This window comes from Shewanella sp. MBTL60-112-B2 (assembly GCF_019655055.1).
GTDB lineage: Bacteria > Pseudomonadota > Gammaproteobacteria > Enterobacterales > Shewanellaceae > Shewanella.
This window is the reverse complement of record NZ_BPFA01000006.1, coordinates 1-23,294: the sequence shown is the minus strand read 5'-3', so window position 1 is coordinate 23,294 and position 23,294 is coordinate 1. Positions and strand designations below refer to the sequence as shown.

Below are 23,294 nucleotides of genomic sequence, written 5' to 3'. Positions count from 1 at the left end.
TAATAAGCGCTAGCGCTGCTTATATTTAATAAAGGCAGTCGGAGAAAGTTTTCATAACACATAAGGATTTTGAATGATGAACAACACTCTAAAAGCAGTTCTGCTTACTTCGATGTTACCTTTTGCTGCTAGCGCAGCTGATGGCATGAGCCCCTGGTATGTAGGTGGCGGTGTCGGCATCAATAACTACGAACCCAATTGTGACCAAAAAACCATGAAGAGCTGTGGTAAGGACGACCCATATGCATGGGACGTATTCGCAGGTTATTTATTTAATGACTACTTTGGCGCTGAGCTAGGTTATCGTGATCTAGGCCGCGCTGAATGGGTTGACTACTCTAACAAGCTAAATGATGTCGGCGCCAAAGGCATGAACCTTGGCCTGGTAGCATTTTGGCCATTCGCGGGTGATTGGAGTCTGTCTGCTGAAGCGGGTGCCTTCAACTACGTGATCTCTAACAATAAGAATTACGGTAGCGAATACTATAGCGATAACGGTGTAGCGCCTTACGTTGGTGCAGGTATTGGTTACAACATTACTGACAACCTAAAGCTGCAAGCCAAATATCGTCGCTATGAGAACCTTGACGAAGATAAGTGGAAAACCCTAGAGATGGAAAGTAACTACTGGGGTCTTGAGCTAAGCTATCGCTTTGGTAGTAAAGCTAAGCCTGTTGTTCCAGTACTAGACTCAGACAATGATGGTGTCAACGACGATATGGATCAGTGTCCAAATACGCCATTTGAGTATAAGGTTGATGAGAACGGTTGTCCTATCTACCTAGAAGTAGAGACGCAGCTTGATATTGCAGCTAAGTTTGCTAATAACTCCGATAAAGTAGAGAAGTCTTCATATGGTGCTATGACTGAGTTAGCTACGTATATGAGACAGCACCCTAACTCTACGGTGACGATTTCAGGTTACGCCTCTAATACTGGTAAAGCCGACTACAATATGGATCTTTCTGAACGCCGTGCAATCGGGGTTGCAGAGGTTCTTATTAACGAATACGGTATTGAACCGGGCAGAGTTTCAACTAAAGGTTACGGTATAACAAGGCCGTTAATGGAAGGCAATTCTGCAGAAGCTAACGCTGCAAACCGTCGTATAGAAGCACATGTTACAGATATAGCTGTCACTCCAGTGCTTAAATAAAGTCAACACTCGATAGTAAAGGCTCACGGTTATCACAACCGTGAGCCTTTTTAATTTTATGCCTTCATAAAAACGCTATACTTCTTGATTAAACTTTTACCCAACAACAATTTTTAGCAGAATCTTGTACTTAGATTACCAAAAAACACGCTTAAAATGATTTTTTGCAACTTTTGTGTAATTTTTTTTCATATATAGTTGGAATGTTCATTAAAATGGCTTTTAATAGCTGCTAAATTAATTGTCCAATCGATGCAGTTCCTAGAGTAAGGATGTGATACACATGGCCAACACATTAGAACAACTTAAAGCTTTCACTACAATTGTTGCCGATACTGGCGATATTGAAGCCATAAAACGCTACCAGCCAGAAGACGCCACGACCAACCCCTCTCTTATTTTAAAAGCATCTGAAATCCCTGAGTACAGTGCATTAATCGAAAACGCCATCGAATGGGCCAAAGGCCAAAGTGACGTATTAGCGCAACAGATTGAAGATGCCGGTGATAAACTTGCCGTCAATATTGGTCTTGAGATCTTAAAAATTGTTCCAGGTCGCATTTCAACTGAAGTCGATGCCCGTCTTTCATTCGATAAAGAAGGCTCAATCGCCAAAGCGCACAAGCTGATTAATCTTTACCAGGCCGCAGGGATCGACAAGTCTCGTATCCTTATTAAGTTAGCGTCTACTTGGGAAGGCATTTGTGCTGCTAAGCAACTTGAGCAAGAAGGGATTAACTGTAACTTAACCTTGCTATTTAGCTTCGCTCAGGCACGTGCATGTGCAGAAGCTGGGGTTTACCTAATTTCTCCTTTCGTTGGTCGTATCCTTGACTGGTACAAGAAAGATACAGGTCTTGAATATAGCGCCGCTGAAGACCCAGGTGTCGTATCAGTAACGAGTATCTACGACTACTACAAACGTCATGGTTTTAATACTGTTGTTATGGGCGCAAGCTTCCGTAACACAGGCGAGATAATTGAACTTGCAGGTTGTGACCGCCTTACCATCGGCCCAGCACTTCTAGAAGAGTTACAAAATAGCAGCACCCCTATCGTCCAAAAGCTACTTGCAGCAACCGAAGTGGTTGCACCTGAAGCGAGCATGACTGAAGCCCAGTTCCGTTGGGAGTTCAACGAAGATCCTATGGCAGTTGAGAAGCTAGCCGAGGGTATTCGTAACTTCGCTATCGATCAGGGTAAGCTTGAAGTTATGCTTAAAGAAAAGCTTTCGTCTTAACGGAATAGGACAAGACAATGACAGAACTCACTCAACAAGCTAGCTGGCAAGCACTTGAGAAGCACAGTAAAGTCCTTCCTCATATGCGCGAACTCTTTTCTTCTGAACCTGAACGCTTCAGTAATATGTCGACTCAAGCATGTGGCCTATTTTTAGATTTCTCTAAAAACCGTGCTTCACAAGAGACAATGTCATTACTGTTTAATTTAGCCAAAGACTCTCAGCTTGAATCGAAGATTAAGGCGATGTTTGCTGGACAGGCAATCAACAACACAGAACAACGTGCGGTATTGCACACGGCTCTGCGTACCCCTGCTGACAAAGTCATTAATGTTGATGGCAATAATATTGTTGCCGAAGTTCAGCAAACATTGGCAAAAATGGGTGAGTTCGTCGAGTCGCTGACTTCTGGTCAGTGGAAAGGTTATACCGGTAAAACTATTACCGACGTTGTTAGTATAGGTATTGGCGGCTCCTTCTTAGGCCCTAAAATCGTTTCTCAAGCTCTACGTCCATATTGGACCGGAGAGTTAAACTGCCACTTTGTAGCAAACGTTGACGGTACTTCTATCACAGAAAAACTTAAAGGACTCAATCCAGAAACAACTCTGTTTGTGATGTCTTCTAAGTCTTTTGGTACGCAAGAAACCCTCACTAATACGCTAACGGCAAAAGAGTGGTTTTTAAGCCAAGGTGCATCGCAATCTGATGTAGCTAAACACTTTGTTGCGGTAAGCTCTAATGTTGCTAAAGCAACTGAGTTTGGTATCGACGCCAGCAACATCTTCCCAATGTGGGACTGGGTTGGTGGCCGCTACTCATTATGGTCTGCTATTGGTTTACCTATTGCATTGCTTATCGGCATGGATAACTTTCGCGAGTTATTAGCTGGTGCCCATGAGATGGATGAGCACTTTGCCAATACCCCATTAGAAAGCAATATGCCGGTAATTATGGGGATGTTCTCTCTATGGTACGGTAACTTCTTTAATGCTCAGTCACATGTTGTGTTGACTTATGATCATTACTTAAGAGGACTACCTGCTTACTTCCAACAACTCGATATGGAAAGTAACGGTAAATCTGTCACCCTAAACGGTACTGATGTTGATTACAGCACAGGTCCTATTATTTGGGGAGGCGAAGGCACCAACGGCCAACATGCATACCACCAGCTACTGCATCAAGGTACTGCACTTATCCCTGCTGACTTTATCATGCCGCTAAATAGCCACAACCCTGTGGGTGAACATCATGTACAACTTGCTTCAAATTGCTTTGGACAAACCCAAGCATTGATGCAGGGCAGAACATTCGATGAGGCATTAGCCGAGCTTAATCAAAGCGATCTCGGTGAAGAGCAAAAGCAGCTTATTGCTAAGCATAAAGTGATGCCGGGTAATAAACCAAGCAACACTATCTTGATGGACAAGCTAACTCCGTCTACCTTAGGTTCACTTATTGCCCTTTATGAGCACAGAACCTTTGTTCAAGGCGCTATCTGGCAAATAAACTCTTTCGATCAGTGGGGTGTTGAGTTAGGTAAGCAGCTTGGTAATGATGTGCTAGAACGTCTAGTCGCAGAAATTGAAGCCAAAGAGCTCGACTCATCGAGCAATGGTTTAATTAACCTGTTTAAACAGGGCAATATTTAATAGCAATCAGTACAAGCCTTCCACGCCTGACAAAAAGCCAGTTTCTACTGGCTTTTTTGTTTTTTCACAGCGGAGTATTCCACCACAACTTGAAATACATCCACATTCATCCACCACGAGCTAAAACTAAAACATTAAAACTTCACCCTGATTTAACATTTTTGAAACATTTTAGTTGCAACATGAACAAAAATCATGCTATTAAATTGAAGACAAAATAAAAAACAGGAGGTTGCCATGAATCGACTCGATTATGGTAGTGCGCTAGATAGTATAGTAGAGAAGCCAAGCCGCTCAAGAAGCTCCAATAAAAAGCGGAAGTGGCGTGAAATTGAAGCTCTAAAAGAGAAGCACCGCTTACTTAAGGAACTTCAAGAAATGGATAACAATTTCAGTGGCGAGCTTGACACCCTCCTGATGTGATAACAAAACAAAAAGAGCGCCTCAGCGCTCTTTTTTAGTTTTACCAAACAAGTTACGATTTACTAATCTGCCGTATCCAAGTATTCCCTTAGCTCTTCAAATAACGCTTTATCGTTTTCATTAAACAAAGGGTCTTCAATTAAACGGGCGTCACACAGTGTCGATACTTTCTTCCAGTCTTCATCGGTAATGACTGTATTCCACTTAGGGAATACAGTTGACTCCTCGTATTCCATATGTGATTGCTGCAGCAGAACATAACTTTCTAAATCAGCAACTAGCTGCTCTTTCGATACCACAATATCATTTAAAATCAGGTTCAACGTCGCCATAAGGGAGCTAGAAGCTTCGCCTAATTTTAAGTGCTCAGAAGTCAGCTTTTCATTAATATGTGACCGGCCAAGCTTGTTCCAATAAAACTCTGAGATAATTTCTTCTAATGGATGGTGGCTATGCTCAGCGTAACTTTGCATATATTCCACTATATCTCGTACCACGTTATAGTTTATCGCTTCACCTGCGGCCAGCTTAGTATATTTAGCCTTTAAAACCTTAAGCAAAATAGCAATATGCTTATGGTCGTGCATGAGTCTCGCTAGCATAGTCATCTCCATCCTAATTCGCACCCACTATCTTCTATATTAGTAAACTGTATAAATAACGCCCAGCATAACAAGCCCGTTACTATGAAATGAATGATAGAGATCAACTAATTTTGGATTAACTAACAATAACTTGTATCGATAGGGCTAACTAAAAATAAATATGGCAACTACAGGGAGATCTTGCATGGCATAATAGTCAAAGAACAAACCTAGGCTCAACAAGGAATCACAAAGATGCATGCCCCTCACCTAATTGGAGCACATGTCAGTGCAGCTGGAGGCATAGCAAATGCGCCTCTTAACGCTGCAGCAATTGGCGCAAATGCCTTTGCCCTATTCACCAAGAACCAACGTAGATGGCAAGCTGCCCCATTAGATCCTAAGCAGGTAGCACTATTTCAGCAGCACTGCGTCGAATCCGGCATTGCTTTTGAGGCTATTTTGCCCCATGACAGCTACCTTATAAACCTTGGCCACCCAGATCCTGAGTTACGGGGTAAGTCACGAGAAGCCTTTTATGATGAGATGCAGCGCTGTGAAGAGATTGGACTAAAGCTACTTAATTTTCATCCCGGTAGCCATCTGCGAAAAATACCAATCGATGACTGTTTAGCCAATATTAGCGAGTCGATTAATTTAGCCTTGGAGCGTACATCTACTGTAACTGCTGTAATCGAAAATACTGCAGGTCAAGGCTCAAACCTTGGCCATAGCTTTGAGCAACTGGCGCAGATTATCGATGGGGTTGAGGATAAATCGAGAGTTGGTGTTTGTATCGATACCTGCCACCTATTTGCTGCAGGCTATGATATTCGAACTCAAGCCAGCTGTGAGCAGACTTTTGAGCTATTCGATAAAATCGTCGGTAACCAATACCTGAAAGCCATGCACCTTAATGACAGTAAGACGCCGCTCAACAGCCGAGTCGACCGCCATGAGTCTTTAGGTCAAGGGGAAATAGGCCAAGAAGCGTTTGCCAGCCTAATGAAGTTAGAGGCGGTAAAGGGGATCCCGCTTATTTTAGAAACTGTGCGACCAGAGATCTGGCAAGAGGAGATTAATTGGTTACGCTACCTTGCAAAACAGTAAGGCAGCGCTAACGGACTAGAGCAAACACTTATAGATCACTGCGACCACTTTTGTTGGTTCACCTAAATCAGATTGCAACCATACGATATGAGTGCCTTTAAGCTCCTCTCCCTGTTTAATGGCACTTAATCTAGCATCGGCTAGTGCATTATCACCACGGCCAAAGCCTGTTACCATCGCAAAGCTATCGCAATGTGTCACCTCAAAGTCATAGGCCTCGTTAATTCGATGATACAGCTCAAAATCTTCTGTTGCACAGCCACTTAATAGGCTTACTAATACAATACCCATGACAAAACGTAACACAATGACTCCCGCCTTTTAAAATCTGCGGCGCAAGATATAAAAATTCCCAGACAAGAATAGTGATATACATCACACTGCATTAGGTTTGGACGGCACATTCGGTATCAAGTGTTAATGATTAAGGTTAAGCGTTAAACCTATTAAAGCCATAAGAAAACACATGTGTACATTTAAATGAACACACACAATTGACCAACAAAAAAAGGGAAGCCTTAACAGCTCCCCTTTCTAAGTAACATCGACATTTTAAGCTGCTAGTACTTTAAAAAGATGCTGCTTTAATAAACCAAAATCTGCTGGTAGCTGCGCCGATAAAATTTGCTTTGGTACAACTCGAGCCAAAGGCTCTGGTAGAGTTAAGTCTATAGCCAGAATATCTTCCACGACTTCATTAAATTTTGCAGGGTGCGCTGTAGCTAAGAAAATGCCTTTTTCATCTGCAGACATTGTTTGCTTTAATGCTAGGGCAGCAATTGCCGCATGAGGCTCAGACAAATATCCGGCACTGTTCAAGGCTTTTACTGACTCTGCAGTATCAGCCTCAGAGACTCCTAGACCAACGATATCTGTCAATGACCAGCCCTTCGCCTCGACTATTGCCTCAACACGCGGCCAATTGCTTGGTTCAGCTACATCCATTGCATTAGAGATAGTGGCAACAGTGGCTTCTGGCAGCCAGTCGCCACTGCCTAAATAGCGAGGTACAGTGTCGTTGCTGTTCGTTGCTGCCACAAAACGTTTTACAGGTAGCCCCATCGCCTTAGCAAATAGACCCGCTGTAAGATTACCGAAGTTTCCACTTGGTACCGCAATAACAGGCTCGCCTTCATTATGCTGTTTAAATTGAGCTACCGCCTCGAAGTAATAACAGATCTGAGCCAGTAAGCGACTAATATTGATTGAGTTTGCCGAGTTAAGATGCAAGCCGTCTCGAATATCAAGATCTTCAAAAGATTGCTTCACTAAGCTTTGGCAGGCATCAAAGTCTGACTCTACCGCTACCGTGTGAATATTATTGCCTAAAGTGGTGAACATCTTTTCCTGCAGTACGCTTATCTTCCCTTTAGGATATAAGACCACTACATTGATATTATCTAAGCCATAAAAAGCATCTGCCACCGCCGCCCCCGTATCACCAGAAGTAGCAGTCAAGATGTTAATCTTTTCCGACTTTGCCAATTCATTTAAACACTGCGCCATAAAACGTGCGCCAAAGTCTTTAAAGGCAAGGGTTGGCCCGTGAAATAGCTCAAGGCTATAAAGATGACTATCCGCTTGCACTAAGGGAAGCTCAAAGTTGAATGCACGCTCTACCAATCTATCGACGGTATCCTGACCAAGCTCTGAAGCTAACCAAGCGCCGATGACTCTTTTACTTCTCTCTACGAATGGCAATGCCAATAAGCTATCCACATCCTGTAGCTCCGGGATGGCTTTTGGGAAAAATAAGCCTCTATCTTTTCCAAGCCCTAACTTAACCGCTTGTGTAAAACTCACCACCTGAGATGGATGCTTTAGGTTATACAACTCCATGACAACTTCCTTAAAATTCTGTTTGTTAAGAGGCTTCATCGACTCGACGAGTCCCTTGGTTATCTATTCTGCATATATGAGAGAAGCCTTTGCCAGGCTCAACATAGTTCGCATCCAGCCATTGCTGTGCTTGTTTAGCCACATCAAGATCATCGGTAATGCTAAATAATGTTGGCCCGCTGCCTGAGATCCCTGTCGTTAGCATGCCAAATTCGGCCAATGCTGCCTTCGCCTTTTGATAATTTGGAATTTCCGCGGCGCGATAAGGCTCGGCCAGCACATCTTTTAATACTGCAATCGCAAGCTCTGCATCTTGCTTATATGAAGCATGCACAAATGCACTTAAGTAACGCCCAAAATCAATGGTTGTCTGTTTATCAAACTCGCTTGGCATCAACTGACGCATTCTAGAGGTCGATAAGGAAATTCCAGGGTACGCCACGACCCAGTACCACTGTTTAAAATCTGGGATCGCTTCACAAACTGTTTTCGGGGTATCTAGCATCAGCTGCATACCACCTAAGTAACAAGGTGCGACATTATCATAATGAATTGATCCACTGATCTTGCCTTCAAATTCGCCCATTAAACGTAACAAAGCTTGCTCTGAGAATGGCTTATAGAAGAAGTCGTTCAAGGCCGCCAATGCGGCAACAACTGAACTAGCACTAGAGCCGAGTCCACTGCCTACGGGCAAGTTCTTCTCAAGGGTCAACTTAAGGCCCACATCTTTACCGAGATGACTTAAGAAAAACTCTGCACATTGATAAACAATATTTTCTCGCTCATCTTGTGGCAGCTTGCTCGCCCAGTGGCCTTGCAAAACCAGTGACAGCCCATGCTCGGCAGGTTCAACGGTTACCCTGTCACCTAGCAAACTGCCATCGATAGGGGCTAAAGCTGCACCGAGTAAGTCAAAACCTACGCCTACGTTGCCCATAGACGCTGGAGCATAAATGGTTACGCTCATACACCCACCTCACGAGTCCAATTTAAAGTACGTAATATATCGGCAAATGCCCCCGCTGCAGTAACGTCAGTGCCAGCGCCATAGCCTCTGAGCACAAATGGGATTGGCTGATAGTAGCGGCTATAAAAGGCCAATGCATTCTCACCACCTTTAACACTGTATAGCGGATCACTTGCATCGACTTCGGCAATCTTAACTTTACAGCCTTCATCATCAATCTGGCCGACATAACGCAGTACCTTGCCTTGCGCCTTGGCCGCTTCGATACGTTGAGCCACAGCAGAGTCTAATGCAGGTAAATTAGCCATAAACTGCTCAACATCACCTGAGGCGTCAAATGACTCAGGCAGCACAGACTCGACTTTAATATCACTAAGTTCAAGCTGCATTCCGACTTCTCTCGCAAGAATTAGCACCTTACGAGCAACATCCATACCGCTTAAATCATCACGAGGGTCTGGCTCTGTGAAGCACTTATCTCTAGCAATTGAAGTTGCTTGAGACAGTGTCATCCCCTCATCTAGCATGCCGAAAATATAAGACAGGCTTCCCGATAAGATACCGTTAAAACGTAGCAATTTATCACCCGCAAACAGTAGCTTCTTCAAGTTGTCGATTACCGGTAAACCGGCGCCGACCGTTGTTTCGTACAGAAACTGACGACGCTGCTTAAGGGCTGTTGCTCTTAAGTCTTGGTAATAAGCCATATCACGAGTGTTAGCCTTCTTATTAGGCGTCACTACGTGTAGGCCAGCGTTCATCACATCTAGATATTTATTTGAAACAAGTTCACTCGAGGTGCAATCCACCAGCACAGGGTTAAGTAATTGCTGCTCTTTTGCCCATTTTAGCATGCCATCAAGATCGACCTCTTGCTCACAATCGGCCAATAACCCTTGCCAGTTGGCTAAGTCGACACCCTGAGCATCTAACAACATTCTTTTAGAGTTAACGATGCCGCAGACGCGAATAGCAATATGCTGCTCTTTTAACATGCTGCGTTGCAGCTTTATTTGCTCAAGCAAGCCTGCACCCACGTTGCCGCAACCCACTAGGAACACATCGAGATAGTGCTGCACATCAAAGAATGATTGATGGCAGGCAGAGATTGCATGCTTAGTCTTACGCTGCTCAACAACCGCAGAAATTGAACGCTCTGAAGAGCCCTGGGCAATCGCAACAATATTAACCGTTGCCTGAGCAAGCGCTTGGAAAAATTTTGCCGCTACGCCTTTATGAGTGCGCATACCATCGCCAATCAAGGATACAATCGCTAAGTTATGACGCATCTCGACAGGCTCTAAAATCTCACTTTTTAGCTCAAGCTCAAACTCCTGCTCTAGAGCAAACTTAGCCTTAATCGCATCTTCAGTGGCAACACAAAAACTGATGCTATATTCAGATGAGCTCTGGGTGATTAAAGATACCGAAACTCCCGAGCGAGAAATGGCGCCGAGTGTGCGACTCGCCATGCCGACCATTCCCTTCATGCCTGGGCCTGACACATCAAACATTGTTTGGTCATCGAGATTGGAAATCGCTTTTACATGCAGACCTGTTTCATCTGGTTGATCCGATACTAGCGTTCCCACTGCTTCAGGGTTGAAGGTATTACGGATATAACAAGGAATATGATACTGAGCGATGGGTGCCACAGTCTTAGGGTGTAAAACCTTAGCCCCAAAATATGAAACTTCCATCGCTTCTTGATAACTCAGCTGGGATAGCAGTTTTGCGTCGGCAACGACTCTTGGGTCCGTATTGTAGACCCCATCGACATCGGTCCAGATCTCACAACAACTTGCACCAATACAAGCCGATAATACCGCTGCTGAATAATCAGAGCCGTTACGCCCTAGTGTCACGATATTGCCTTGGGCATCGCCGGCAGTAAAACCTGGCATTACCCAAACCCTTGCTGCTAATAAATCCACAGCGTTAAAGCGGAGTTTACTGGCTTCAATATCCACTGCAGACTCAAGACGCGGCCCATAACCTAATAATAAAGACTCAGGTAGTAATAGTTCAGCACTATGGTTAAAGGATTTTATGACCTCGACCATTAATGCAGAAGACAGCTTCTCTCCGCCAACCAAAATCTGCGCTTCAACACTTTCAGGGCACTCACCCAGTAAACTCATCCCTTCAAGCTTACTCTGCCAAAAGCCAAGCTGTTGCTTGAGCTTTTCGAGTAAAAGTGCGTTTTGCTCCGGGTTTAAACTTACCGCAGCTGCACCATACAAATCGTCAAACACCTTCTCAACATTGGCTAACACGGCACGGTAATCGCCACCATTGATAGCAACCTCAACCATCTCAATTAGGCCATTTGTGACCGTCGCAGGCGCGGACAGAACCACTGCAGTTGGTTCTAGTTTTGCTGACTGGTTAACAATCTCTGCAGCGCCTTTAAAACGCTGCCAATTAGCAAGCGAGGTACCACCAAACTTCATAACTTTCATCAAAAACTCCTTTTACCGCGCCACCTAAGAAACAAAAAAGCCCGCTCCTTTTGGGGGAGCGGGCTTGATATTTTACTAATATCAGGTTGTGCTTAGCCCGCCCCCACGTTCGTAATCGTGGTGGTTGTAATAATGGTGGTGATCATTAAAACTTGGCTAAACATAAAAAATTGTAGTTATCCAAATGGAATAATTTGTGTACTAACAGAATTGCCTTTTTCACCCGCGAGTGTCAACCCCTAAATACAAGTTTATTGTTAATAATGAGCTTACAAGCAAAATCCCAAGCCAAAGCACTCATAAATACCTATTTATAATCAGTCATCGAGCCAGAAACAGGATGAAAACCAAGTTACGTTTACGTAAACTAAATCACTAAAAACTTATAACCAAATGATATTAAATAGATAAAAACCTAAAGCAAGTCATTACCAACAGGGTATTTGGCTATGAGTATAGGCTCATATCAAAACGACTACCAAACCGGTTTTCTTAACAAATTCACTCAAAAAAACAGCCCGTTTTAGCTTAATCATTTAGGTGGATTAATTTGCCAGTTAACAATAAAAAACAGATGTAGAGAACAAAACTTGTCCGACTCAACACGGTTTATCGAAATTAAAGATGTGGCTTAGGTAGCAGAAGTGGATTCACTCTATCGCAAATCCCGTTAAAGCAGGCTAGAATGCGCGCAAATTTCCGATTGGAGCCAATATGAAAATCACCGAAAAATGTGCTGTTAGCATCCATTACCGATTATCAGATGCGAAAGGTCAGCTTGTAGAAAGTTCTTTTGAAGGCGAGCCAATGATCTATCTGCATGGTGCAGAAAACATGATCCCTGGTTTAGAAGCTGCGCTTGAAGGCAAAGTACAAGGTGACATCCTTGATGTAACCGTTGATGCAGAGCAAGGTTACGGTGCTTACCATGACGGTCTTCGTCAAGAAGTGCCTATTTCTGCATTTGGCGACATCGAAGATATCGTTCCTGGCATGCGCTTTATTGCTGAAACTGAAATGGGTCAGCGCCCAGTTCAAGTTACCGAAGTTAAAGACGATGTTGTTGTTGTTGACGGTAACCATCCTCTTGCAGGCCAATCTCTAGCCTTCAATGTTGAAGTACTTGAAGTTCGCGCAGCTACAGAAGAAGAGATCGCTCACGGTCATATCCACGCTCATGGCGGCGGATGTGGTAGTCATGGTCACTCTCATGAAGGCGGCTGTTGTGGCGGTGGACACGATCACGGACAGGAAGGCGGTTGTTGTGGTGGTGAACACGATCACGGACACGAAGGCGGTTGCTGCAGTGACGATGAAACAAAAGAAGCTAAAGAAGGCTGTGACGGTAACGGCGGCTGTGGCTGCAGACACTAGATCCTTCTAGTTCTTTAGAATGAATTTAAGCCCGTTTCACTGATTAAAGTGAAGCGGGCTTTTTTTTAATCTAAACTGCAGGCGTTAACGAACAATGCTAATCAGCAGCGGAGCTGCTCGGTATTCTTTTTTGCAAAGGAACTGCAAATGCTATCTAAACCCGTTTACGAAGCCCTGCCCTACACTTATTTAGCTATCGGCAGCATAAGTGTCATGATGCTTGAGCAAACCTATGCCCAGGTATTCTCAATTTTATTATTTCTCATGGGAAGTCGAGTCTATGCATTACGCTCGAGTAACCGTCGTACCGATCCTAAAAAGCGCCGACGAAAAGGGCTGTTACCAGCATTTATTTACGAACACATGCCGTACATATACATACTCACTGCGCTATTACTGTTAAAGCTCGACTCAAAATTAGCTCCAGTGTTTAGCATGGTATTAATAAGCTATGCGCTATACATTGTTATCAGCCGCGCGATGTACCGCAAACACAAAACTGTCACCGCACAGTTGATACAAGATATAACTAACCTGCCGAGTCGATAACAGAGCACGTCATCTTTATAGAGTATAATTTGAGCAGTTAACCTTTATAAGATTAACTGCTTAATACCTTCTCTTTGCTGCAAACTCATGTGCTTCAGATAGTTGGAGCAACGAGTAATCGTCGCGATACTTATCTGATATTCTTGAGCAATTTGCCGTTGACTCATTTCACCTTGTAATAATGTCTGAAAAACCTTTAACCGCCCCGCCACGGCACTGCGCTCTTCTTCTGTAAGCAATAGCTCAAATAATACGATTAAATTCTGTCGCTCTTGCTGTAATAAGACTTTCTCTAAAACTGAATCCCACTCTGCACGCATTTCAACTCCTGTTTACAGCTACAATAAACCCATAACGTACAAGTATAGTCACGTACTAGTGCGTCATTACGGTAGTGTAGCAAGAATCTGGTCTAGCTTACACATTTCCCAACCTTATTAGCTTTGCCTTAAGCAAGCTGCTAAAACAGTCATTTGTAACTAAGCGTAACTAAAGTAAAAAACGATTGGAGTCAGTAGGATAAATTTAGCTACAATGAGCCGACAAAGTTCACACTACATAATAAAAACGTGAGATTTAATATGAAAAAGACATTGATAATGAGCCTTAGCGCACTACTTGCAACAGCTACTTTGGCCACAAGTGTGCAAGCTAATAACTTTAAAAAAGCTGAAGATGCAGTGCATTACCGCCAATCAGCTTTCAGCATGATTGCTTATAACTTTGGTGATATGGGCGCCATGTTAAAAGGCAAGAAAGAATACAATGCAGAAGTATTTGCTATGCGTGCAGAAAATGTAGCTGCGCTGTCAAAGCTGCCTCTTGAAGGATTTGTTGCTGGTTCAGATAAAGGCGATACTGAAGCATTGGCAAAAATCTGGAGTGACAAAGCTGATTTTGACGCTAAGATGAAAACCTTCCAAGAGAATGCAGCCATTTTAGCAACTGTTGCTAGCAAAGGTGATAAAAAAGAGATTAAGAAAGCTTTTGGTAATACAGGTAAGAGCTGTAAAGGCTGTCACGACGTATATAAGAAAGACTAATTTATCTTTGCGCCAAACACAAAAAAGCCTGTTTAATTAAACAGGCTTTTTAAATTGTAGATTCTATACCTTGATTAAAGCATATCAATCACAGGTAGCATTAAGTAATTCACAACCAATACGCCAATCACTGCCGCAATAACAACAGCTTTAATCACAGAAGCAAAGGCGAGTTCATCAGCGTTTACAGCAACGACCTTTGACTCAGGTAACTTCTTATAACCGCTAAACATAGCCCCAAGGATTTTATCACCTTTGATCATATGCACCCCAACTGCTAATACGTGTATTGCCGCTAGGATTAAAATCAAATCAAAATTCTTCTTATGTAACCATGTAAGCCAGCTAGCGGTATCAGAGCTGACTAGCCCATAAAGCGGGCCTTCAGTAAAAATATCATCAGTGGCAAATAATCCAGTGCCCAATTGCACACATACAAGGGTAATTAAAGCGACGACCATATAGCCACCAACAGGGTTATGACCAAGCGATGTTGAAATCCCCTCGCGCTTCGTTTTACCAAGGTAGTTCAAAACCGTTTTTGGCGAACGAACAAAGTGGCTAAACTTCGCAGTGTCACTGCCTATGAATCCCCAAACTAGTCTGACACCAATCAATACCATCAACATATAGGCTAAAATCTGATGCCATTCCATTTCTCCAGCATCTGCTGTCCACCATAATCCACCAAGCAAGCACAGCATTCCCCAATGGAAAACCCTTGTTGGAATATCCCACACTTTAACTTTGACTAGATCTTGTTCCATGTTTAGCCACTCTTAGTAATTAATTTTAGTTTACGGGCACATTATAAAGCGGGAAATAAAGAAGAGCTATGGGGTTATTTACACACACTTTTTTGTTGGAAGTGCTAAATAAGGTAGGACTTATCCAATCCAATATGACCTGCTTTTTACCGATTTTCAAGGAAATTTGGCCAGTTATTGGCTATATTTGTCTAAGTGATCAAATAAAAGCCGAACAGTTTAAAAGAGCCAATAAAATGTGATTTAGATCACGACTTTCCTGCCTGAGATTGGTAATCTGAACTCAAGGAAACAACAAAAGGTTCGAAATATGATAAAGATTACTAGCAAGCACTTTGAAGTTACTGAATCTATCCGCGAACGTATTGAGACCAGATTAAATAAGTTAGCAAGACACGATGTGCAGCTAATTAATCCACACGTTATTATTGAGCAGGAGAAGCAAGGTTTTAAAATTGAAGCTTCTGTAGGCATTCCAAGTGCCAAATTATTTGCCCAGGCGAAACACGACGACCTTTACGCAGCAATTAATGCAATGGGACAAAAGCTGGAGAAACAGCTAAATCGCCTGACTCATAAACCAGAAAGTCAACGTCACGCAGCACTTAAAGTAGAAGATGATGCCATTGATGACGACTTTGATGACAACTTAGAGGAGGAATACGCAGCTTGATATCATTGTTAAATTTACACGCAAAGCGCACCCTCGGGTGCGCTTTTTAATGCAAAAAACTCAATTACACCAAGTTTTGATTGACACTCAAGCCCCCCACCTTTAGTTTTAATTGCATGAACAAAATCCATACTGCATTTTTTACTTTCTTTTTTATATCCCCCACTCCTGGAGGCGGAATTTCGGTGTAAAAACGAAAGTGAAAATTCCAAAGCCTCCCACATGGGAGGCTTTTTTATATCAGCAAGGACAAGCTTTCACTTGAAGCTTGTTGCTACGGATATTAGAAATAGATTCAGAGGCTAAGATGAGTAAACCACAACCCTTAAACCACACTCGAGAGCAGATCACTAGTCTCGACAATGAACTACTGGCTCTGCTTGCTAAGCGCCGAGAATTAAGTTTAGATGTCGCCCGCAGTAAAGAGGTTGATGTTAGGCCTATACGCGATACCATTCGTGAAAAAGAGCTGTTATCTCGCTTGGTGAAACAAGGCCGTGAACAAGGTTTAGATGCTCACTACGTAATATCTCTGTATCAAAGCATTATCGAAGACTCTGTGCTTAACCAACAAGCCTACTTGCATGGCCGTGCAAACCCTGAAACTCAGCAGCAACAATATTGCATTGCCTATTTAGGGGCTCGCGGTTCTTATTCATACCTCGCAGCGAGTCGTTATTGCGATAGACGCCAAGTAGAGATGCAAGATTTAGGCTGCCAAAGTTTTGATGAAATCGTTGCCGCCGTCGAATCTGGACACGCTGATTATGGTTTTCTACCTATTGAAAACACATCATCAGGCTCAATCAACGAAGTTTATGATGTGCTGCAGCACACCAGCCTTGCCATTGTCGGTGAAACCACTATCGAAGTTGGCCATTGTTTATTAGCAAATAGTGGCAGCACCATTAATGATATCAAAACCGTTTACGCACACCCACAGCCAATAAGTCAGTGCAGTCGCTACCTGAGTCAACACGGCGAGTTTAAACTCGAATATTGCTCAAGCAGCGCCGAAGCAATGGAAATGGTCTGTAATGCCAATGATAACAGCGTAGCAGCAATCGGCAGCGCTGAAGGTGGCGCTCTATATCAATTAGAAGCCGTTGAAAGTGGGCTTGCCAATCAAAAAATCAACCAAAGCCGCTTTATAGTTGTAGCAAGAAAAGCAGTCGAAGTACCGTCTCAGCTTCCAGCTAAGTGCACACTTATTATGGCTACGGGGCAGAAACCAGGCGCACTGGTTGAAGCCTTACTGGTACTTAAAGCCCGTAACCTGAATATGAGCAAACTCGAGTCGCGTCCAATTCCTGGTACACCATGGGAAGAGATGTTTTATCTCGATATCGATGCAAACTTATCGAGTGAGCCGATGCAAGCAGCATTAAAAGAGTTAGAAAGAACCACTCGTTTTATTAAGGTGCTTGGCTGCTATCCATGTGAAACAGTTAAACCAACTCAGCTAAGTAATAGCCAATTGATGATAGAACCTGACACGTCTAAATCGACCACAGTTGCCGCTACGCCGCCGAGTAAACAGATGCGCGTAAGTAAGCAATATAAAAATGAATCTACTCAAGTGATTTGCGGCCAACTAAGCCTCGGCGATGGGAATCTAGGCGCTATAGCTCAGGTACAGTTGCCACTTGATCTGCTGCAATTTGAACAAATGGCAAAAGAGCTTAAAGAGTCAGGATTCCAAGCGGTTGTTATTCAGGGCTTGAGTCAACAAAGTGATCTTATTAGCTCGATAGAGAAATTTAAGCATGCCCTGAGCCAATTTAATCTAGTTTGTGTGTTAGCCATTGAGCACGAAACAGATTTAAGTATGGCAATCCAATTTGCCGATGTGGTGATGCTTGCAGGCAACTTAATGTATAACCAAGCCATACTAAGCCAACTAGGCAGTTTGCTGGTTCCTGTGATTTTAGAACGTAATGCGATGGCAAGTGTAGATGACCTGCTTAATGCCGCAGAAGAAGTACTCAGCCAAGGTAATCAGCAGCTGATACTTTGTGAGTCAGGCGTGACTACATTGAACAATTCAGGTAAACCATCGCTAGATTTGGCCGCATTGGTTGAGCTAAAAGCCTTGAGTCACTTACCCGTTGTTGTTAATCCAAGTTATGCCATTGATGCAGATCAGCTCGCTACATTTGCTAAAGCCATTAAGCAGCTTAAAGGTGATGGTGTCATGATAAACCTAAGCGCGATAGATATTGCAGCTCAAGGTCAGCCAGGTGAGCTTGTTAAAGCGGTATTAGGTAACTTGTACCATTAGCCGACGCTCTCCATTACCTGCAACAAAGATGAGTGAGAGCAGGTAATAGCGAGCTGGCGAGAATGAGTGCAGATTAAGGTTTACGCTGAGCAGCATGCTCGGCGTTACTTTTATCAATTAAGCTTGGAATTGTGGTTCCTTGAACGAGTATAGAAAACACCACTACCGCATACGTCATCACCATAAGTAGTTCACGCAAATCGATATTACTACCAGGTATAATCAATACTCCCGTAGGTAAACTCATCGCCATCGCCAGTGCTAAGCCCCCACGCAGCCCACCCCAAACTAATATCTTCTCTGCATAAGAGTTATAGCGTCTAAAGCGCCTGAATCCGAAATAAGGCAGATAAATACTGATGATACGGCCAATAAGAACTATCGGCACAGCCAACAACATGAACCACCATAGCTCGGCGTCAAAATGGATCAGTAGTAACAATAAGCCAAGCAGTAAGAACAATAATGAATTAAAGAAAGACTCAATCAGCAGCCAAAAACTATCGAGATGGTCCCACTCACTCTCTTTAAGTAACTTAGGTACACTGACATTACCAATAATAATTCCCGATGCCACCATAGCTAACGGGCCTGAGACACCAAGCATATCTGCACCAACGTACCCCGCGCTTGGCACTAACAGTGTCATTAATAAATACTGAGTACGTTCTTCGGATAAATGCAGCATGCCATGAAGCATCGCCGCTAACACCCCGCCATATAGCAATCCGCCTAACGCCTCACGAATAAATAAACCACTGACACCGGCAAACGTTAACGGTTCAGTGGAGAAGGCCACCTGAGATATGGCAACGAAAATAACTAAGCCGATGCCGTCATTAAACAGTGATTCGCCTTCGACTTGAATCGCGATATCTTCTGGCGCACCTAGCTGCTTAATTATCGCCAGCACAGCAATCGGATCGGTTGGCGAGATCAAGGCCCCAAACAAAAGGCAGTAGCTAAAGTTAAGCTGTAATCCCAAAAAGCCAGACAGCAGGTATAGCAAACCACCAATAACTAAAGTAGAAATAAGTGTTCCAACAAATGCTAGAACAAAGATCTCCCAGCGCTGCTGCTTTAACACATTGAGCTTTATCTGCAGCGCACCTGCAAACAATAAAAAGCCTAACATGCCGTTAAGCAGTAAGGCCTTAAAATCAAGCTGCTCGAGATCTGTCACCAAAGTCGAGTAGAGCTCGACGCCAAAGATTTTACCGGCAATTAAAATAATTAAGCTCAGCCCTAAAGCTAAGGCGGTAATGGTGATGGTTTGCTGCCAACGATGTAAGCGAGAAGAGATAAGTGAAATAACTAAAGAAAGTGCAGATAGCAGGCAAAGAATTTCGTAACTAGTCACAGGCAGGTCTCAGTCTGATTCTAAATATTTAGGTTAGATAGGTAGGGTTAGATATATTTGACTAAAGATTTCGGCCTTCAATGAGGCTTAACCAACCTTTAAACACACGGCCAGAAAACCATACTGCACCAGCAACATACAGTGTTGTACTAAGCCATTGTTGACTAGCTAGATAACCAACAAGAAAAACGGTAAACAGACCCATGATAGACCAGCGCTGCCAACGTAAGTGCACTGCCATAGTGCTATTTGGATCTTGTTGCGGCTGGTAGATATTAATAAGTAGGCTAAGCCCTGCGGGAACGAGAAAAAGCGGAAAACAGGCCATAAGCCCATACAAAAGATGAGCAAGGCTTCTATCTTCTAGTGCTAGCGATTGAGAATGTAAAGTTGATGCCATGCGCCACTCCATAGAGAAATAATACCTGAGGAACATACTTGGTATAAAAAGACAGGCGCAAATCCTTCATGCGCTGTCTTTAACCTTACTTTCTCATTGTCTGTAACGCAACTTTCACATCTGGATTATTTAAGATTTCATGCAATCGACTTAATCACCGTTATTCCATGAAGACTTAAACGCTCAGCTAAAGCTCTAAGCTCACATCCGACTTTAACTTAGTCGAACACGCAAGGACGTACCCTTGTGCTATTTCATCTGCTGTTAATGCCATCAGACTTGATGACTCTACTTCACCATCGACAACCTTACACTTACACGCGCCGCATACTCCTGAACGACAAGCAGCAATAATAGGTAAGCCCTCCGCCTCAATGCCGTCCAGCAGTGTTTGCCCAGCAGACAAGGTGCGGTTTCTGTCACCAATACTTAGCATAAAGCCGCTAGCATCGGCACTATTGTTTGTACCTTGCTCTATAGCAGCATCGAGCTCGGCACTATCACCTTTAAAGGTGCCAAAGCTTTCTTGATGAAACTGCGACATATCAAAATCTAACGATTCTAGTAATGCTTTAACGGCATTCATATAAGGCTCTGGACCACAGACAAACACAGTACGAGTTTTAAAGTCTGGTACTAGGCGTGCAAGATTTTCAGCATTTAAGCGCCCTGCTTGTTTGTCGGTAAACTTACCGCTTACTCCAACATTAGCAAATATGCCAAGCTCTTCTAAAATATAGTTAAGCTTGAATTCGCTACTGCGCTCGGCCATTTGTGCAATGGTTGATTCAAAAATCAGATCTTTATTAGACTTTGCACTGTGCAGGAAGCTTATATCGGGACCCATTTCGGTATCGGTTAACCAGCGCGACATGGAAAACATTGGTGTAATACCGCAACCAGCGCTTAAAAACAGGTATTTTTTAGCAGGGATATCTACCAAGTTAAATGCGCCATCAGGTCCCAAAGCGCGCACTAGATGTCCGACTTCAAGATTATCTGCTAAATAGTTAGAAACCTTCCCGCCTTCAATACGCTTGATAGTTAGTACAATCGAATAAGGCCGTGAAGGGGATGAGCTAATGGTATAACTACGGCCAATTTTCTCGCCGTTAATTTCAAGTAGCAGGGTCAGAAACTGCCCCGGTTTGAAGTGAAACTTTACAGGCTCTGTGCCCTGAAATCGAAAACTTATGACATCGTGAGTTTCATTCCACTTTTCCACACAAACTAACTGATGCTCACCCGATTGCCACTGCTGAGCCGAAAATGGATCCGGCTTAGAGATTTGACTATTGATTGCTACATTCATGCGACACCTACCTTTCCCACATAAACCTTAGAACTAAAAAATGGCCACACGTAGGTGACCATTTTTGACTTAACTTTCACCCAATCAGTTAATGCTACGCGACATTCAATACACGGTTTAAATCAGCTTCAACTGTAGTTGTGTTACGAAGACCAAACTTTTCTTCTAACACTTTAGCTAGATTAGCCGTTAAGAATGCAGGTGCTGTTGGGCCTGTCATGATGTTTTTAACACCCAATGACAATAGCGTTAGCAGTACCACAATCGCTTTTTGCTCAAACCAAGAAAGTACTAAAGTAAGCGGTAGTTCATTGATGTCACATTCGAATGCTTCAGAAAGCGCAATTGCAAGCTGAATAGCAGAGTAAGCATCGTTACACTGGCCAATATCCAATAGGCGTGGGATACCGTTGATGTCACCAAACTCAAGTTTGTTGAACTTATACTTACCACAACCTAAAGTCAGAATAACTGAGTCAGCTGGAGCTTGAGTCGCAATATCAGTAAAGTAACCACGCTCTTGCTTATCACCGTCACAACCACCAACTAAGAAGAAATGCTTGATTGCACCACTCTTCACATTTTCAATTACAGTTGGTGCCGCAGCCATTAGCGCATTACGAGCAAAACCTATGGTGATTAGATGGGGGATCTCATCATAGATAAAGCCTTCTAAAGACTCAGCTTTAGCAATTACTTCACTAAAATCATCGCCTATTAGATGAGTCACACCCGGCCAGCCAACAATACTACGAGTGAAGATACGGTCTGAGTAGTCACCAACATTTGGGTCGATGATACAGTTAGACGTCATCACCACTGCGCCAGGGAATGTGGCAAATTCTTTTTGCTGATTCTGCCATGCACTGCCGTAGTTACCCACTAAGTGTGGATACTTTTTAAGTTCAGGATAAGCAAGAGCTGGTAGCATTTCACCGTGAGTGTATACGTTAATGCCCTTACCTTCTGTTTGCTCAAGAATAAGCTCAAGATCTTTCATGTCGTGACCTGACACTAAGATAGCCTTACCTTTAACAGACTTGGTATTGACCTGAGTTGGCTCTGGGTGACCAAAAGCGTGAGTTTCACCCTCGTCTAGCATTGCCATTACGCGGTAGTTAAGCTGGCCAATCTGCATGGCAGTATTAAATAACTTATCGGCATCAACTGAGTCTTCACCAAGGAAAGCCATGATCTCATGGAATTCACCAGCAACTTCGTCGCTAGTTTGCTCAAGTACGCGAGCGTGTTCCATATAGGCAGCAGCGCCTTTAAGGCCGTATAAGCAAAGTAAACGTAAACCCATGATATCTTCATGAACTTCATCTTTACCACGGTTAGGTACAGCTTGAAGTGCTTGAGAAAGCATTTCAGGCTTGCTTGCACCAAGTACCAACTGCATTGGCGCATTCATTGGCTTAGCTTCGATATTGAGTTCGCTGCACTTAGCTTCATACGCTGCTTTTAAGCGATTACGGAACGTTTCAGCTTGAGTGGTGTAAGCGATAATACGTTCATCATCAAAGTTCACGTTAGTCAGTGTCGCGAAGAATGCCTTTGGCACAAAGGTATCAATCTCATGATCAATAATCCCCACTTCACGGGCCAGTGCCGCATATGAAGACACGCCTTGTAAGATATAGATAAGAAGATCTTGTAAGTCTGAAGTATCAGATGACTTACCGCACATACCTTGGGTATAGCTACAGCCGTTACCCGCAGGTGTTCTAATTGTTTGCTCACATTGAATACAAAACACGACACTAACTCCTATATTTTAATCATGCATTTTATTTGCATGTTTTGAGGTTAGTCTACGCTTCTTGAGAATTTGCAAAAGGACTTTCTAGGATTAAAGGCTAAAACTATGAAAGAGATCACTTTTAGATTTCACTAATAAAGACTAAAAATGCCAACACATCTATAGGATAAAGCCTCTACTTTCAGATATTAAGGCAACTTTTTAAAAAGACTCAATCGAAGGAGGATTAAAAACATCCTGTCAGAGAAGAATCAATAGAGTACTGATAACCATTATCAACAGTAACCTGATTTCAACAGGAAAATACAAAAAAGGCGCCTAAGCGCCTTTTATC

General features: G+C 43.2%; 21 protein-coding genes and 1 other annotated feature. Of the genes, 10 read left to right on the top strand and 11 right to left on the bottom strand.

Going from position 1 to position 23,294, the window contains the following annotated elements; all coding sequences use genetic code 11:
- Nucleotides 1–73: 73 nt before the first annotated feature.
- The 4 genes from K5Q73_RS05155 (at nucleotide 74) to K5Q73_RS05140 (ending at nucleotide 4,474) form a co-directional block, all read left to right on the top strand.
- Nucleotides 74–1,156 (top strand): OmpA family protein, encoded by a 1,083-nt coding sequence (locus K5Q73_RS05155; protein WP_220759680.1) that lies wholly within the window; start codon nucleotides 74–76, stop codon nucleotides 1,154–1,156.
- Between the two features lie 283 nt (nucleotides 1,157–1,439).
- Nucleotides 1,440–2,396, top strand: a complete 957-nt coding sequence (gene tal / locus K5Q73_RS05150) for a transaldolase (protein WP_220759679.1) — start codon at nucleotides 1,440–1,442, stop codon at nucleotides 2,394–2,396.
- Between the two features lie 17 nt (nucleotides 2,397–2,413).
- On the top strand, nucleotides 2,414–4,051 hold the full coding sequence (gene pgi / locus K5Q73_RS05145; protein WP_220759677.1) for a glucose-6-phosphate isomerase: 1,638 nt from the start codon (nucleotides 2,414–2,416) through the stop codon (nucleotides 4,049–4,051).
- A gap of 237 nt (nucleotides 4,052–4,288) precedes the next feature.
- Nucleotides 4,289–4,474, top strand: coding sequence for a DUF3545 family protein (locus tag K5Q73_RS05140; protein ID WP_012154330.1), 186 nt, complete (start codon nucleotides 4,289–4,291; stop codon nucleotides 4,472–4,474).
- A 62-nt stretch (nucleotides 4,475–4,536) separates the two neighbouring features.
- Here K5Q73_RS05140 and K5Q73_RS05135 read toward each other — a convergent pair whose 3' ends face one another.
- A complete protein-coding gene (locus K5Q73_RS05135) occupies nucleotides 4,537–5,076 on the bottom strand; it encodes a hemerythrin domain-containing protein (RefSeq protein WP_259650711.1) in 540 nt (179 codons plus the stop codon).
- Between the two features lie 237 nt (nucleotides 5,077–5,313).
- Here K5Q73_RS05135 and nfo point away from each other — a divergent pair, with 237 nt between their 5' ends.
- Entirely contained in the window at nucleotides 5,314–6,168 is an 855-nt protein-coding gene (nfo, locus tag K5Q73_RS05130) for a deoxyribonuclease IV (protein WP_220759673.1), read from the top strand.
- A gap of 15 nt (nucleotides 6,169–6,183) precedes the next feature.
- Here nfo and K5Q73_RS05125 read toward each other — a convergent pair whose 3' ends face one another.
- From K5Q73_RS05125 to thrA, 4 genes are all read right to left on the bottom strand, one after another.
- Complete coding sequence (locus K5Q73_RS05125; protein ID WP_220759911.1) at nucleotides 6,184–6,459, bottom strand: hypothetical protein; 276 nt, start codon at nucleotides 6,457–6,459, stop codon at nucleotides 6,184–6,186.
- A 261-nt stretch (nucleotides 6,460–6,720) separates the two neighbouring features.
- Nucleotides 6,721–8,007, bottom strand: a complete 1,287-nt coding sequence (gene thrC, locus K5Q73_RS05120) for a threonine synthase (RefSeq protein ID WP_220759671.1) — start codon at nucleotides 8,005–8,007, stop codon at nucleotides 6,721–6,723.
- 25 nt (nucleotides 8,008–8,032) lie between these two features.
- On the bottom strand, nucleotides 8,033–8,977 hold the full coding sequence (thrB, locus tag K5Q73_RS05115; RefSeq protein ID WP_220759670.1) for a homoserine kinase: 945 nt from the start codon (nucleotides 8,975–8,977) through the stop codon (nucleotides 8,033–8,035).
- Nucleotides 8,974–11,439, bottom strand: a complete 2,466-nt coding sequence (thrA, locus tag K5Q73_RS05110; RefSeq protein WP_220759668.1) for a bifunctional aspartate kinase/homoserine dehydrogenase I — start codon at nucleotides 11,437–11,439, stop codon at nucleotides 8,974–8,976. The genes thrB and thrA overlap by 4 nt, the downstream gene beginning before the upstream one ends.
- 714 nt (nucleotides 11,440–12,153) lie before the next feature.
- Between thrA and slyD the strand changes: the two genes are divergently transcribed.
- Nucleotides 12,154–12,813: a peptidylprolyl isomerase gene (gene slyD, locus K5Q73_RS05105; RefSeq protein ID WP_220759666.1), complete on the top strand. Its 660-nt coding sequence runs from the start codon at nucleotides 12,154–12,156 to the stop codon at nucleotides 12,811–12,813.
- Between the two features lie 147 nt (nucleotides 12,814–12,960).
- Nucleotides 12,961–13,362, top strand: coding sequence for a hypothetical protein (locus tag K5Q73_RS05100; protein WP_220759664.1), 402 nt, complete (start codon nucleotides 12,961–12,963; stop codon nucleotides 13,360–13,362).
- Nucleotides 13,363–13,406: 44 nt separating this feature from the next.
- Here K5Q73_RS05100 and trpR read toward each other — a convergent pair whose 3' ends face one another.
- Nucleotides 13,407–13,682: a trp operon repressor gene (trpR, locus tag K5Q73_RS05095; protein WP_220759662.1), complete on the bottom strand. Its 276-nt coding sequence runs from the start codon at nucleotides 13,680–13,682 to the stop codon at nucleotides 13,407–13,409.
- Between the two features lie 261 nt (nucleotides 13,683–13,943).
- Between trpR and K5Q73_RS05090 the strand changes: the two genes are divergently transcribed.
- Entirely contained in the window at nucleotides 13,944–14,405 is a 462-nt protein-coding gene (locus K5Q73_RS05090; RefSeq protein WP_220759659.1) for a cytochrome c, read from the top strand.
- A gap of 74 nt (nucleotides 14,406–14,479) precedes the next feature.
- Here the strand turns inward: K5Q73_RS05090 and K5Q73_RS05085 are convergent, their stop codons facing one another.
- Entirely contained in the window at nucleotides 14,480–15,172 is a 693-nt protein-coding gene (locus K5Q73_RS05085) for a cytochrome b/b6 domain-containing protein (protein WP_220764459.1), read from the bottom strand.
- A 310-nt stretch (nucleotides 15,173–15,482) separates the two neighbouring features.
- Here K5Q73_RS05085 and hpf point away from each other — a divergent pair, with 310 nt between their 5' ends.
- On the top strand, nucleotides 15,483–15,845 hold the full coding sequence (hpf, locus tag K5Q73_RS05080) for a ribosome hibernation-promoting factor, HPF/YfiA family (protein ID WP_220764450.1): 363 nt from the start codon (nucleotides 15,483–15,485) through the stop codon (nucleotides 15,843–15,845).
- 121 nt (nucleotides 15,846–15,966) lie between these two features.
- Nucleotides 15,967–16,085: a sequence feature (Phe leader region), on the top strand.
- 67 nt (nucleotides 16,086–16,152) lie between these two features.
- On the top strand, nucleotides 16,153–18,126 hold the full coding sequence (locus tag K5Q73_RS05075; RefSeq protein WP_220764448.1) for a chorismate mutase: 1,974 nt from the start codon (nucleotides 16,153–16,155) through the stop codon (nucleotides 18,124–18,126).
- Nucleotides 18,127–18,199: 73 nt separating this feature from the next.
- On the opposite strand, the gene K5Q73_RS05070 is transcribed toward K5Q73_RS05075, so the two are convergent.
- The 4 genes from K5Q73_RS05070 to hcp form a co-directional block, all read right to left on the bottom strand.
- On the bottom strand, nucleotides 18,200–19,486 hold the full coding sequence (locus tag K5Q73_RS05070) for a sodium:proton antiporter (protein ID WP_220764445.1): 1,287 nt from the start codon (nucleotides 19,484–19,486) through the stop codon (nucleotides 18,200–18,202).
- A gap of 61 nt (nucleotides 19,487–19,547) precedes the next feature.
- A complete protein-coding gene (locus tag K5Q73_RS05065; RefSeq protein ID WP_220764443.1) occupies nucleotides 19,548–19,886 on the bottom strand; it encodes a hypothetical protein in 339 nt (112 codons plus the stop codon).
- Nucleotides 19,887–20,073: 187 nt separating this feature from the next.
- Nucleotides 20,074–21,198: a hybrid-cluster NAD(P)-dependent oxidoreductase gene (locus K5Q73_RS05060; RefSeq protein WP_220764441.1), complete on the bottom strand. Its 1,125-nt coding sequence runs from the start codon at nucleotides 21,196–21,198 to the stop codon at nucleotides 20,074–20,076.
- Between the two features lie 94 nt (nucleotides 21,199–21,292).
- Entirely contained in the window at nucleotides 21,293–22,957 is a 1,665-nt protein-coding gene (hcp, locus tag K5Q73_RS05055; protein ID WP_220764439.1) for a hydroxylamine reductase, read from the bottom strand.
- Between the last annotated feature and the right edge of the window lie 337 nt (nucleotides 22,958–23,294).

Bases quoted from the DNA above. Each gene is read 5' to 3' on its own strand.
- hpf (WP_220764450.1), top strand. From the start codon at position 15,483: ATGATAAAGATTACTAGCAAGCACTTTGAAGTTACTGAATCTATCCGC.
- thrC (WP_220759671.1), bottom strand. From the start codon at position 8,007: ATGGAGTTGTATAACCTAAAGCATCCATCTCAGGTGGTGAGTTTTACA.
- K5Q73_RS05060 (WP_220764441.1), bottom strand. From the start codon at position 21,198: ATGAATGTAGCAATCAATAGTCAAATCTCTAAGCCGGATCCATTTTCG.
- K5Q73_RS05155 (WP_220759680.1), top strand. From the start codon at position 74: ATGATGAACAACACTCTAAAAGCAGTTCTGCTTACTTCGATGTTACCT.
- nfo (WP_220759673.1), top strand. From the start codon at position 5,314: ATGCATGCCCCTCACCTAATTGGAGCACATGTCAGTGCAGCTGGAGGC.
- thrA (WP_220759668.1), bottom strand. From the start codon at position 11,439: ATGAAAGTTATGAAGTTTGGTGGTACCTCGCTTGCTAATTGGCAGCGT.
- thrB (WP_220759670.1), bottom strand. From the start codon at position 8,977: ATGAGCGTAACCATTTATGCTCCAGCGTCTATGGGCAACGTAGGCGTA.
- K5Q73_RS05085 (WP_220764459.1), bottom strand. From the start codon at position 15,172: ATGGAACAAGATCTAGTCAAAGTTAAAGTGTGGGATATTCCAACAAGG.
- slyD (WP_220759666.1), top strand. From the start codon at position 12,154: ATGAAAATCACCGAAAAATGTGCTGTTAGCATCCATTACCGATTATCA.
- trpR (WP_220759662.1), bottom strand. From the start codon at position 13,682: ATGCGTGCAGAGTGGGATTCAGTTTTAGAGAAAGTCTTATTACAGCAA.
- K5Q73_RS05065 (WP_220764443.1), bottom strand. From the start codon at position 19,886: ATGGCATCAACTTTACATTCTCAATCGCTAGCACTAGAAGATAGAAGC.
- K5Q73_RS05135 (WP_259650711.1), bottom strand. From the start codon at position 5,076: ATGCTAGCGAGACTCATGCACGACCATAAGCATATTGCTATTTTGCTT.
- tal (WP_220759679.1), top strand. From the start codon at position 1,440: ATGGCCAACACATTAGAACAACTTAAAGCTTTCACTACAATTGTTGCC.
- K5Q73_RS05125 (WP_220759911.1), bottom strand. From the start codon at position 6,459: ATGGGTATTGTATTAGTAAGCCTATTAAGTGGCTGTGCAACAGAAGAT.
- pgi (WP_220759677.1), top strand. From the start codon at position 2,414: ATGACAGAACTCACTCAACAAGCTAGCTGGCAAGCACTTGAGAAGCAC.
- K5Q73_RS05090 (WP_220759659.1), top strand. From the start codon at position 13,944: ATGAAAAAGACATTGATAATGAGCCTTAGCGCACTACTTGCAACAGCT.
- K5Q73_RS05140 (WP_012154330.1), top strand. From the start codon at position 4,289: ATGAATCGACTCGATTATGGTAGTGCGCTAGATAGTATAGTAGAGAAG.
- K5Q73_RS05075 (WP_220764448.1), top strand. From the start codon at position 16,153: ATGAGTAAACCACAACCCTTAAACCACACTCGAGAGCAGATCACTAGT.
- K5Q73_RS05100 (WP_220759664.1), top strand. From the start codon at position 12,961: ATGCTATCTAAACCCGTTTACGAAGCCCTGCCCTACACTTATTTAGCT.